The organism is Bradyrhizobium sp. WD16, assembly GCF_024181725.1.
Lineage (GTDB): Bacteria > Pseudomonadota > Alphaproteobacteria > Rhizobiales > Xanthobacteraceae > Bradyrhizobium_A.
Map to the genome: position 1 here is coordinate 4,976,092 of NZ_CP028908.1, position 12,776 is coordinate 4,988,867.

General features: G+C 66.7%; 7 protein-coding genes. 1 reads left to right on the plus strand and 6 read right to left on the minus strand.

The annotated features are described in order from the left end of the window. Positions 1-78: 78 nt before the first annotated feature. The 3 genes from prfB to DB459_RS22960 form a co-directional block, all read right to left on the minus strand. A protein-coding gene (gene prfB, locus DB459_RS22950; protein ID WP_253708292.1) for a peptide chain release factor 2 occupies positions 79-1,210 on the minus strand; the annotation gives its coding sequence in 2 pieces (ribosomal slippage) (positions 79-1,140 and positions 1,142-1,210; 1,131 coding nt in all). Between the two features lie 88 nt (positions 1,211-1,298). Then, positions 1,299-3,788 (minus strand): penicillin-binding protein 1A, encoded by a 2,490-nt coding sequence (locus DB459_RS22955; RefSeq protein ID WP_253708295.1) that lies wholly within the window; start codon positions 3,786-3,788, stop codon positions 1,299-1,301. 160 nt (positions 3,789-3,948) lie between these two features. Then, positions 3,949-5,208 (minus strand): N-acetylmuramoyl-L-alanine amidase, encoded by a 1,260-nt coding sequence (locus DB459_RS22960; RefSeq protein ID WP_253713670.1) that lies wholly within the window; start codon positions 5,206-5,208, stop codon positions 3,949-3,951. Positions 5,209-6,073: 865 nt separating this feature from the next. Here DB459_RS22960 and DB459_RS22965 point away from each other — a divergent pair. Continuing rightward, complete coding sequence (locus DB459_RS22965) at positions 6,074-9,118, plus strand: Rne/Rng family ribonuclease (protein WP_253708298.1); 3,045 nt, start codon at positions 6,074-6,076, stop codon at positions 9,116-9,118. Between the two features lie 118 nt (positions 9,119-9,236). Here DB459_RS22965 and dctA read toward each other — a convergent pair whose 3' ends face one another. From dctA to DB459_RS22980, 3 genes are all read right to left on the minus strand, one after another. Beyond that, the gene (dctA, locus tag DB459_RS22970; protein ID WP_253708318.1) at positions 9,237-10,565 is read right to left on the minus strand and encodes a C4-dicarboxylate transporter DctA; all 1,329 of its coding nucleotides are present in this window, start codon (positions 10,563-10,565) and stop codon (positions 9,237-9,239) included. A gap of 182 nt (positions 10,566-10,747) precedes the next feature. Continuing rightward, positions 10,748-11,296, minus strand: a complete 549-nt coding sequence (locus tag DB459_RS22975) for a biotin transporter BioY (protein WP_253713671.1) — start codon at positions 11,294-11,296, stop codon at positions 10,748-10,750. 159 nt (positions 11,297-11,455) lie between these two features. Next, complete coding sequence (locus tag DB459_RS22980) at positions 11,456-12,655, minus strand: pyridoxal phosphate-dependent aminotransferase (RefSeq protein ID WP_253708337.1); 1,200 nt, start codon at positions 12,653-12,655, stop codon at positions 11,456-11,458. Positions 12,656-12,776 lie beyond the last annotated feature (121 nt).

Here is a 12,776-nt window from a genome sequence, read left to right on the forward strand (position 1 = left end):
GGCGGCGATCGCGCCACCCGATTTGCGTGATCTTCGAACAAAGCAGCGAACGCCAGCCGACGACGTCAATCGACGATGTCAGTCGACGTCCTCGATCGCGCCCGGCGAGGTGCCGAAGGCCTTCTGGGCCAACGTCGCGGCCATGAATTCGTCGAGCTCGCCGTCCAGCACGCCCTGGGTATCGGAGGTCTGCACGCCGGTGCGCAGGTCCTTCACCATCTGATAGGGCTGCAGCACGTAGGAACGGATCTGATGGCCCCAGCCGATATCGGTCTTGGCTGCCTGGTCGGCGACGGCCTGGGCCTCGCGCTTCTTCAGCTCCATTTCGTAGAGTCGGGCGCGCAGCATGTCCCAGGCCTGGGCCCGGTTCTTGTGCTGGGAACGGCCGGCCTGGCAGACCACCGCGACGCCGGTCGGAATGTGCGTCAGCCGCACAGCGGATTCGGTCTTGTTGACGTGCTGACCGCCGGCGCCGCCCGAGCGCATGGTGTCGGTGCGGACGTCGGCTTCCTTGATGTCGATCTGGATGCGATCGTCGACCACCGGAAACACCGCAACGCTTGAGAACGAGGTGTGCCGGCGAGCATTGGAATCGAACGGCGATATCCGCACCAGGCGATGCACGCCGCCCTCGGTCTTCAGCCAGCCATAGGCGTTGTGGCCCTTGATCTGGATGGTCGCCGACTTGATGCCGGCCTCTTCGCCCTCGGTCTCTTCGAGGTATTCGACCTTGTAGCCGTGCTGTTCGGCCCAGCGCGTGTACATGCGCAGCAGCATGGCCGCCCAGTCCTGGCTCTCGGTGCCGCCGGCGCCCGCATGGACCTCGACATAGCTGTCATTGGCGTCGGCTTCACCCGACAGAAGGGCCTCGAGCTCCCGCCGCGCCACTTCCTTCTTCAGCGCGCGCAGGGTGGCTTCGGCCTCGGCGACCACGCCGTCGTCGTGCTCTGCTTCGCCGAGCTCGATCATGCCGATCTGATCCTCGAGCTCACGCTCGACCTTGCCGATGCCGCCGAGCTGGTCCTCCAGGGAGGTCCGCTCCTGCATCAGCTTCTGGGCCTTCTGGGGATCGTTCCAGAGATCGGGGTCTTCAGCGAGCTTGTTCAGCTCTGCAAGGCGGGCAGTCGATGAATCGACGTCAAAGATGCCTCCTCAGCAGCCCGACTGACTGCTTGATCTCTTCGACGAGGCGTTCGATTTCGGGGCGCATGGATCCAGAACTCGGTGCCGAATGGCGATGGGCGGGGTTTAGCGGCTCACCGCCGCAAAGGCAATCGTGTGCGCCGGATCGATCCGTCTCAGTAGAGACCGCCGGTGCCGGAGCGGATGATGGCGCGGTCGGCGTCGGGCGAAACCGCGAGCGCGCGGCCGTCGGCGTCGGCGACGCCGATCACCGAATAGTTGTCCGGCGGCGCGGTGCCGGGCTTGAACGCCTCGAGGATCGACGCACCACCCGAGCCCGGAGACACCCGGGTTCCGGTCTTGGGGTCGACGCGGACCAGCTTGATGCCCGCCGGAATGCGGAACGGAATCGCCGGCTTGTCGGCGAGCGCGATCTTGAGGAAGTCGCGCGCCACCGGCGCGGCGAGATGGCCGCCGGTGGCGCCGCGGCCGAGATGGCGCGGCTTGTCGTAGCCGATATAGACGCCGACGACCACGTCCGGCGAAAAGCCGATGAACCAAGCGTCCTTCTCGTCGTTGGTGGTGCCGGTCTTGCCGGCGATCGGCTTGCCGACCTCGCGCAGCACCGTTGCGGTACCGCCCTGCACCACTCCTTCCATCATCGAGGTGATCTGGTAGGCGGTCATCGGGTCGAGCACCTGCTCGCGACGGTCGACCAGTGTCGGCTCGGGCTGACTCTTCCAGTCCGCGGCGTCGCAGCCGCGGCATTCGCGCTGGTCGTGGCGGTAGATGGTGTGGCCCCAGCGGTCCTGGATGCGGTCGATCAGGGTTGGCTTGATGCGCCGGCCGCCGTTGTCGAACATCGAATAGGCGGTGACCATGCGCAGCACGGTCGTCTCGCCGGCGCCGAGGGCATAGGACAGATAGTTCGGCAATTCGTCATAGACGCCGAAGCGCTTGGCGTATTCGCCGATCAGCGGCATGCCGACGTCCTGGGCGAGGCGCACGGTCACCGTGTTCAGCGAGTGCTTGAGCGCGTTGCGCAGCGTGGTCGGGCCGTAATACTTGCCGGTCGAATAGTTCTCGGGCCGCCAGACACCGGCGCCCTGTCCCTGGTCGATTTCGATCGGCGCATCGACCACCACCGTCGACGGCGTGTAGCCGTTGTCCATCGCCGCCGAATAAACCAGCGGCTTGAACGACGAACCCGGCTGGCGATAGGCTTGGGTGGCGCGGTTGAACTGGCTCTGGTCGAAGGAGAAGCCGCCGATCATGGCCTGGATACGGCCGGTGAGCGGATCCATCGCCACCAGCGCACCGGAGACTTCCGGAATCTGCCGGAGCCGGTACTGACCTTCCACTTTCGAGCCGTCCTTGGCGAGCAGCGGATCGACATAGATGACGTCGCCCGGCGACAGCACCTGGGCGAGGCTGGTCGGTGTCTTGCCGCGGGTCGCTCCTTGCGTCGGACGCGCCCAGCGCACGCCTTCCAGCGTGATCAGGCCGCTCTGGCGATCCTTCATCACCGCGCCGCCGAGTTCGCGGCCCGGCTGGAATCCGATGCGGGCCGACTGATCGCTGATCTCCAGCACCACGGCGAGCCGCCACGGCGAGATGTCGTTGAGCGATTTGACGTCGGCAAGCTTGACGCCCCAGTCGCCGCTGATGTCGATCTTGGTGGTGGCGCCCCGCCAGCCCTGGGCCTCGTCGTAACTGACGAGACCGTCGGCGAGCGCCTTGCGGGCGGCGAGCTGCAGTTTGGGATTGAGCGTGGTACGAACCGACAGCCCGCCTTCATACAGCTTCTTCTCGCCGTAGCGTTCGAAGATGTCGCGGCGGACTTCTTCGGCGAAATATTCGCCGCCGACGATATGCGCCGGGTTCGAACGGTTGGTGACGACGAGCGGATCCTTGCGGGCCTGGTCGGCCTCGGCCTGCTTGATCCAGCCGTTCTCCAGCAGACGATCGATGACATAGTTGCGCCGCTCGACGGCGCGGTCGTGGTTGCGCACCGGATGCAGCGCCGCCGGGGCCTTGGGCAGCGCCGCGAGATAGGCCGCCTCCGCCACCGACAATTCGTTCACCGACTTGTCGAAATAGACCAGCGATGCGGCGGCGACACCGTAGGCGCCGAGGCCGAGATAGATCTCGTTGAGATAGAGTTCGAGAATCTTGTCCTTGGAATAGGCGCGCTCGATCCGCATCGCGAGCAGCGCTTCCTTGATCTTGCGCGTGAACGACACTTCGTTGGTGAGCAGGAAGTTCTTCGCCACCTGCTGGGTGATGGTCGAGGCGCCCTGGGGCCGCCGCCCCGACCCGTAGTTCTGGGCATAGAGCACGACGGCACGGGCAAGACCGGTAAAGTCGATGCCGCCATGCTCGTAGAAATTCTTGTCCTCGGCGGCAAGGAACGCGTTGATCACCCGCTTGGGGATCGCCTGGATGGGCAGATAGAGCCGGCGCTCCTTGGAGTATTCCGCGAGCAGCGCGCCGTCGGCGGCGTGGACGCGCGTCATCACCGGCGGCTCATAATCCTGAAGCTGCGAATAATCCGGCAGGTCCTTGGAGAAATGCCACACCGCGCCGGAGACGACTGCGACCCCGACCAGGAATACGATGGTTCCTGCTGCAAACAGGAAGCCGAGAAAGCGCAGCAGCAATCGCATCCGAATTGTCCGTTCAACCCCTGCCCGCCCCGCGCCGGATCTCGCTCCGGATCGTGCGTTCCATTTCGCGGTCCCGGGACCGCACAACCAGCCGCCCGCGATGATTCCCCGCGGATGGGGCTAAGGTTTTATAAAGCGGCGGCTGTGGCCAAACTAGGGCTTATTGTCCTGCCTCGACCCGGCTTTCGCGCCCGGCGACGGCGGCCGTCGTGCCGTCCGAAACCACCCGCTTGCCGAAGAAGGCTTCGATCGCCTGCCCGACCGAGCCGACCGTCCGCGACCGCCAGCTCTCGGAGACGAGATGCTGGAGATCGTCCTTGTTGGTCACGTAGCCGAGTTCCACCAGCACCGACGGCACATCGGGCGCCTTGAGAACCTTGAATCCCGCTGATTTCAATGGGTGCTTGTGCAGCCGGGCGACCCCCTTCAGCTCCCCTGCCAGCAGGCGGGCGAAGCGATTGGAGAAGGTCTTGGTCTCGCGCTGCGCGAGATCGATCAGGATGTCCGCAACCTCGGTCGGCTCCTCGGTCAGATTGACCCCGCCGATCGCATCCGCCTTGTTTTCAGCGTCGGCGAGCCGCTCCGCCTCGGCATCCGACGCCCGGTCCGACAATGTGTAAATCGTCGCGCCCTGGGCATCGCCCTCGCCCTTCGGCAAGGCGTCAGCATGGATCGAAACGAACAGCGCGGCTTTGCGCTCCCGTGCGATCTTCACCCGTTCGCCGAGCGGGATGAAGGTGTCGTCGCTGCGGGTCATGACCACACGGTACTTGCCCGTCTTTTCGATCTGGGCGCCGAGGCTCCTGGCGAATTCGAGCACCAGATCCTTTTCGGCCTCGCCGCTCGGTGCCATGGTGCCGTTATCGATGCCGCCATGACCGGGGTCGAGCACGATCACCGGCCGCAGGTCAGGCGTCTCCGCCGCTGCCGGACCGGCGGCATTGGCCACCACCGCGCCGGTGGGCGCCGGATCGCCGAGCCCGGGCCGCACGGCGGCGCCGCCATCCGCCGCCTGGGCCTGGCGGAAGGCCGCCTTGTCCACCGCCGCCAGTTCGACGATCAGCCGGGACGGCTGGCCATTGGCGGCATCAAGCACATACGCCTTTTCGATCCTGGCCGGTCCGGTCAGGTCGAAGACCACGCGAGAGCCCCCCGGCATCACGAGACCGTAGCGGAAGGCCTTGATCAGTCCGCGGCCGGTGTGCCCGACCCCCGCCGCCAGCTGGAATGTGGTCTGAGGGATGTCCAGAATCACCCGGTAAGGATCTGCCAGGGTGAAGGCATGCACATCGACGCGGCGGTCGAGGTCGAGGATGAAACGGGTCTGTTTGTCGTCGCCGGCGATACGGACGTCGCGGGCGACCGGAAACTCCGGCTGGGCCACACTCGCCGCCATCGCCACCGTTGATTCGGCCGCCATCGCCGGCGCCGAACCCGGCCCCGTACCGGCCAATGCCGTCATGCAGCACAGCGCCAGCCCGCCAAAGGACGGGGACGATAGCCGAGCCAATAGATGCTGGTATGTGCGGCGAGCCACCGAATCCAAGCCTCCACCCGGCCCTTGATAGCCGAATAGAGCCACAGGGTTAATCGCCCCTTAAGGGGGTGTGGCCGTTTCAGGGCGACTGTTGCCGGGTGGCGACGCTCCCTTGCCAGCACCCGGCAATCGACGTATGTAAACGTTTGCTGACGGTATAACTCCCGGTTGCGTCGCGTTCAGCCTCCCGGTGCAGCGCCGGTCATTCGGACCACCTAGATCCTATCCTTTAGGTCCGGATGTCTTGCGTGCCTTTCCGCAGCCCGCCTTGGTCAGCGCAGTGCGCGACCGCCGCGGGCTCGGTTCAAGCCCGAGCGGCCGCCCGGCCCGGATGGACACCTCAATGGTCGACATCCTCCAGGGTTCCGGGGTCGCACCTCTCAACCGGAGCCGCTTCAGCCGGTCACGATGCCGCGAGGCATGGTTGCGAAGGCCGGTTGTGTGGCCGGCGAGCGCCTCCTGCGCTGCACCGATCCGCCAGCGACGAATAAAGGCGGCTGTCCTGCCGCACCGCATAGAACGGGCCGACGCTTGATGCGCCAGACTCAATTGCCAATCTCAGCCGCCGCGAAGTCGCCGACGCGCGCCATCATGGCGCATCGGCTGTTCGCCCGACCTGAGCGGGCAAAGCGCATCGAGAGCTCCTTCGGCCTTCCCCTCACCCCCGAATCAGGTGGACCGTCACCCAACCCCGCCGCGCGCCTTGCGCCGGCCGACAGACGGGCGTTCCGCCGCCGAGAGTTTTCCAATGCCAAACAAGATGTTGATCGATGCCACCCATCCGGAAGAAACCCGGGTCGTGGTGGTCCGCGGCAATCGCGTTGAAGAGTTTGATTTCGAGTCAGCCCAGCGCAAGCAGCTCCGCGGTAATATCTACCTCGCTAAAGTCACCAGGGTCGAACCCTCGCTGCAGGCCGCCTTCGTCGAATACGGCGGCAACCGGCACGGCTTCCTGGCCTTCAGCGAAATCCATCCCGATTACTATCAGATCCCGGTTGCCGACCGGCAGGCGCTGATCGAGGCCGAGGAGCGCGCCCACCGCGAGGCTGAGGAAGAATCCGAGCACCGCGATCGTCGCCGTCGGTCGCGCCATCGCGGCGCGCGCCGCCGCGGCCATGGCGAACGGGTGCGCAGCGAAATCGTCGAAGGTGGCGCCGAGGCGCCGGCCGCCGCATTCGAGGGCGAGGCCCAGGCCGTCGCCGAGGCAAGCCATGGCGAAGCGCCCTATGGCGAGGCTGGACACGCCGAAGCGCAGCACAATGATGCAGAACTTGGCGAAGCGCGTCGTGCCGATGCCCGCCATGACGACGACGGCCGCGAGCTGATCCACGACGATCACGCTCACGATGACGACGTGCCGCCGGTGGTCGCCCGCGGTTTCGACCGGCCTGACGTCGTCGCCGCGAGCGGGGAAGCCGCCGACGAGTATCACGACGACGAAACCCACGGCGGCGAGTTCGGGGCAGCCGACGATCGCGATGGCGGCCACACCGAGGACGATCACGGGCACCCTGACGACCATGAGCACCATGGTGAGCCTCATGCCGTCGAATTCGCTGCCGACACCGGCGAAGCGGTCGAGGCCGGGGCCGACGACGACGAGGATGACGACGAGGACGACGAAGAGGAGACCGAAGACGAAGCGGTCGAATCCGTCGGCGGCGACGACGCCCTCGAGGAGGTTCCCGAGCGTGCCTTCCGGCCTCGCCGCCAGTACAAGATCCAGGAAGTCATCAAGCGCCGCCAGGTGATGCTGGTGCAGGTCGTCAAGGAAGAGCGCGGCAACAAGGGCGCGGCGCTGACCACCTACCTGTCGCTCGCCGGCCGTTACGCGGTGCTGATGCCCAACACCGCCCGCGGCGGCGGCATCAGCCGCAAGATCACCTCGGCCCAGGACCGCACCCGTCTCAAGGAGGTCGTGCAGGATCTCGACGTGCCCGAGGGCATGGGCATCATCCTGCGCACCGCCGGCGCCTCGCGCACCAAGCAGGAGATCAAGCGCGACTTCGAATACCTGATCCGGATGTGGGAGACGGTGCGCGACCTCACGCTGCAGTCGCAGGCGCCCACCCTGGTCTACGAGGAAGGCTCGCTGATCAAGCGCTCGTTGCGCGACCTCTACAACAAGGAGATCGACGAGATCCTGGTCGCCGGCGAGGACGGCTACCACGAAGCCCGCGATTTCATGAAAATGCTGATGCCGACGCATACCCGCGCGGTGAAGCTCTATCGCGACCAGCAGCCGCTGTTCTCGCGCATGGGCGTCGAGAGCCAGCTCGACGCGATGTTCTCGCCGACGGTGCAGCTGCGCTCGGGCGGCTATATCGTCATCAACCAGACCGAGGCGCTGGTCTCGATCGACGTCAACTCTGGACGCTCGACCCGCGAGCATCACATCGAGGACACGGCGCTCAAGACCAATCTCGAGGCGGCGGAAGAAGTCGCGCGGCAACTACGGCTGCGCGACCTCGCCGGGCTGATCGTCATCGATTTCATCGACATGGACGAGAAGCGCAACAACCGCTCGGTCGAGCGCAAGCTCAGCGAGTGCCTGCGCCATGACCGCGCCCGCATCCAGGTCGGCCGGATCTCGCATTTCGGCCTGCTGGAGATGTCGCGCCAACGCATCCGCGCCAGCGTGCTCGAGAGCTCGACCGAGCCCTGCCCGCATTGCGGCGGAACCGGTCACGTCCGCTCGGTCGCCTCGGTGGCGCTGCAGCTGCTGCGCGGCCTCGAAGAAGTGCTGATGAAGGGCGCGACCCACAATCTCGTCGTGCGGACCCGCACCGAGGTCGCGCTCTACGTCCTCAACCACAAGCGCGGTCATCTGCGCGATCTCGAGAACAGCTTCAAGGTCACGCTGTCGATCCTCGCCGACCCGACCGTCAACGGCCAGCAGTCCTATGTGATTGACCGTGGCGAACAGGTCCACACGCTGGAAGCGGCCAAGGCGCTGCTCGCCGCCCAGGCGGCAGCGGCGCCGCCTGCGCTGATCGAGCCGCCCGATGAAGACGAGTTCGGCGACTTCGAGGGCGAACTCGAGAGCGAGGACACCGAGGAAGCCGCCGAGGGCGCTCCCGCCGAGGAATCGGGCGAGGCTGGCGAAGGCGGCCGTCGCCGCCGGCGGCGGCGACGGCGTCGCGGTCGTAGCGGGGAAGCCCGCGAGGGCGCTCCCGGTTCCGAGGAGCAGCTCGAAAGCCCGGCGATCGTCCCGTCCGACGATGCCGAGCCGAGCGAGACCTCCGAGGTCGATGAAGGCGAAGGCGCCGAAGACGAGTCCGAGGAGCGTGAAGGTCAGGAGCAGGTCGAAGCTGGTGGTGAGCGCCGTCCGCGCCGCCGTGGACGCCGCGGTGGCCGGCGCCGCCGGGGCGGTCAAGACGGTGCCGAAGGGCAAGAGCATGAGGGCTCGGCGGCAGCCATTTCCGACGAGCTCCACGTCTCGCCGCCGGACGTCGCAGAGGCCGTCGCCGATCTGAACGGCGCCGCGCCGGTTGAAGCGCCGCAGGCGCCCGCCGCGCCGGAAACCGACAGCGGTGACGGCGACACCACCAAGCCCCGCCGCGGCTCGACGATTCGTGAGAAGGTGAGCTTCTTCACGGCCGAGCCGCAGGGCGACGCCGCGCTGCCGCCCGCCGAAGCCCCGGCCCCCGCGGCCGAAGCCGCTCCGTCGCCGGAGAGCGCCCCGGCTCAGCACATCGCTCCCGCGCCACAGGCGCCGGCGCCGCAGCCGGCCGAATCTGCCGCGCCGCGCAAGGCCGGCTGGTGGTCGCGTCGCTTCGGCGGCGGCAACTGAAGACGACGAGGTCGGCGGGGGAGCCCTCGCGCCGGACGGATCGAGTTGCGAGCCCTTGAAAAAAAAACGCCCGGCCGATCGGCCGGGCGTTTTCGTCTGGGGTCGACGTGCCGGCGGCTCAGCCGGTGGTGATCGCCGTCTCGACGTCGGACGGATCGACGGTCCGGTTGAGCGCGGCATTGAGCTTGTCGCGATCGAGCTCGCCCTCCCACCACGAGACGAACACCGCGGCAACGCCGTTGCCGGTGATGTTGGTCAGCGCGCGGCATTCGCTCATGAACTTGTCGATCGAGAACACGATCGCCATGCCGGGCACCAGTGCCGGATTGACCACGCTCAGCGTCGCCGCAAGCGTGATGAAGCCTGCGCCGGTGACGCCGCTCGCGCCCTTGGAGGTCAGCATCGCCACCACCAAAATGGTGAGCTGCTGGTTCAGCGTGAGGTCGAAGCCGAGCGCCTGGGAGATGAACAGCGTCGCCAGCGTCATGTAGATGTTGGTGCCGTCGAGGTTGAACGAATAGCCGGTCGGCACCACGAGACCGACGACCGACTTCGAACAGCCGAGCCGCTCCAGCTTCTCCATCAGCTGCGGCAGCGCGCTTTCCGACGAGCTGGTGCCGAGCACGATCAGGAGTTCGTCGCGGATATAGCGGATGAACTTGAAGATGCTGAAGCCGACGAAGCGCGCGATCAGCCCGAGCACCACGACGACGAAGATCCCCGCGGTCAGATAGAACAGCGCGATCAGGCCGAACAGGTTGCCGAGCGCCTGGGGGCCGAACTTGCCGATGGTGTAGGCCATGGCGCCGAAGGCGCCGAGCGGCGCCGCCTTCATGACGATGGCGATGACGCCGAATACCGCATGCGCGGTGTCGTCGATCAGGTTGCGCAGCGTATGGCCGCGCTCGCCGAGCGCCATCAGGGCAAAGCCGAACAGGATGGCAAACAGCAGCACCTGCAGGATGTCGCCACGGGCGAGTGCGCCGACGACGCTGTCGGGAATGATGTTGAGGACGAAATCCACCGACTTCTGAGACTCGGCCTGCTTGATATAGCCCGCGACCGCCGCGGCGTCCGGCCTGGCGGCAAGGCCGTGACCGACCTGGAACAGGTTGCCGACGACGAGGCCGAGCAGCAGGGCGAAGGTCGAGACGATCTCGAAATAGAACAGCGCCTTGATGCCGACCCGGCCGACCTTCTTGGCGTCCTGGATATGGGCGATGCCGGAGACCACCGTGCAGAAGATGATCGGCGCGATCACCATCTTGATGAGCTTCACGAAGCCGTCGCCGAGGGCCTTGATCCATTCATTGGTGGCGAGCTTGGGATCGAGCCAGCCGACCACGATGCCGAGCAGGATCGCGATCAGCACCTGGACATAAAGGATCTTGTACCAGGGCTTGCGCGCCGGTGCTGCCACCGCCGGCATGATGGTTGTCGTGGACATTTCCCCGTTTCCCCTCTTAGTGACGCGTCACGCGGATGACATCGTTACATGACTGAACGCCGCACCCTATAAGGTGCGCCCGCCGCCCTGCCAATGCCGTCCGGTGGAAAAAAATGAGCCCCGGCGCAGGCCGCGCCGGGGCTCCAACATGATGAAAAACAAGGCGTTCCGGCCGGCGGCGATCAGCGCCGCGACAGCCGCTCCGTGCTGCGATGCAGCAAGGGCAACCCCAGGGCACCGAGCGCGCTCTTGATCACCGAGCCAGCGACGAACGGCACCACCCCGACGAGCCAGGCCTTCTCCGCGCCGAGCCCGAGGCCGCCGACCAGCCAGGCGAAACCGGCCGCCAGCATCACGGCGTGACCGGCGAGCATGCCGACGCCCAGCACGGCGACGGAACGCCCCATGCGCTCGACGATGACGCCCATCAGCACCGCGGCAAGGACGAAGCCGACGAGATACCCGGCGGTCGGGCCGGCGAACACCGCGGGCCCCCCCACCGGACCGGCAAACACCGGCAGCCCGGCCGCGCCTTCGCCGAGATAGGCCAGCAGCGTGGCCAGACCCAGCCGCCAGCCATAGGCGGCGCCGATCAGCAGCACGACCAGGCTCTGCATCGTCATGGGCACGTAGGGAAGCGGGACGTTGATCTTGGCGGACAGCGCCAGCAGCGCCGAGCCGGCCAGGACGAGGATGGCGTTGCGCGCCAGGGCGCCGGCCGCCGAATGCATCGCGGGCCGCAATGCCGCGCCGCGCTGGCGATGGGAAGAAGTTGTCGTCTCAGGCACTGCAAATCTCCTTGTCCTGCAGCAAGCTTCCTCGCACTGACCACGCCCCGCTCTTTCAGGCAAGCCCGGCCGCGCGCCGCGGCCATGCGCACAGCCGCGATCTCAGAACGTCGCGGTCGCGAGCCAGCGGCCGATCCGCGCCACGGCCGTGCGCATGTCCTCGGTCGAACGCGCATAGGAGAAACGGACGAAGGCACGGCCATGGATCGGATCGAAATCGACGCCGGGCGTGGCCGCCACGTGAGCCTCCTCCAGCATGCGCGAGGCGAAGACGAAACTGTCGGCGCAGAAGCGCGAGACGTCGGCATAGAGGTAAAACGCGCCGTCGGCCGGCAGGAAGCGATCGAGCCCCGCTTTGGGCAGCCCCTCGATCAGGATCTGGCGGTTCTCCTGGTAGCCATGCCTGACCGCATCCATTTCGGTCCGTCCCTCGAAGGCAGCCTCCGCCGCAATCTGCGACAATGTCGGCACCGAGATCGCAAGATTCTGCTGCAGCCGTTCGATCGGCCGCACCAGTCGATCCGGCACCACCATCCAGCCGACGCGCCAGCCGGTCATGCAGAAGTACTTCGAGAAGGAATTGATCACGACGGCATCCTGCGACAGCGCCGCCGCGGTCACCGCCGGAAACGCGTAGTCGAGGCCATGATAGATCTCGTCGGAAATGAAGCGGATGCCCGCACCGTCGGCCGCGGCCATCAGGCTCGACAGCGCCTCGCTGCTCATCATCGTACCGGTGGGATTGGCCGGGCTCGCAACCAGCACGCCTTTGAGCGGCGCGCGCCGATGGGCGGCGAGCAGCATCTCGCCGGTCAGCGCGTGGCGGTCCTCGCTCCTCGTCTCGATCAGCACCGGCTCGCAACCGAGCGCCGTGAGGACGTGCCGGTACGGCGGATATCCCGGTACCGTCACTGCGACCCGGTCGCCCGGCTCGAACAGCGCCAGAAAGGCCAGGATGAAGCCGCCCGACGAACCTGTGGTGACGACGATCCGCTCCGGATCGAGAGCGCAGCCATAGGTCTCATGGTAATGGCGCGCGATCCGGGCGCGCAGCGACGGAATGCCGAGCGCGGAGGTGTAGTCGATCCGCCCGGCATCGATCGCCGCATGGGCGGCGGCAAGGGCACAGGTCGGCGCCGACGCGGCCGGCTGGCCGACCTCCATGTGGACGACGTGGCCGCCCGACGCCTCGATCCGCGCCGCCGCAGCCATCACGTCCATGACCATGAAGGGAGGAACATCGCTGCGGGCGGACGGGGTCAACAGGCTCGCAGCAGCCGCTAAAGGTTTCACATTGGCCATCGAAATTGCTATGTCACGCTTGCGGCTGAACCATCGCGACTGCGCCGCGCGGTCGCCGTATTCGCCGGTTTGTAAGGCTGACTCTCAGTAGGCAAACCCTTGTTAGGCGGACTCGAGGCGC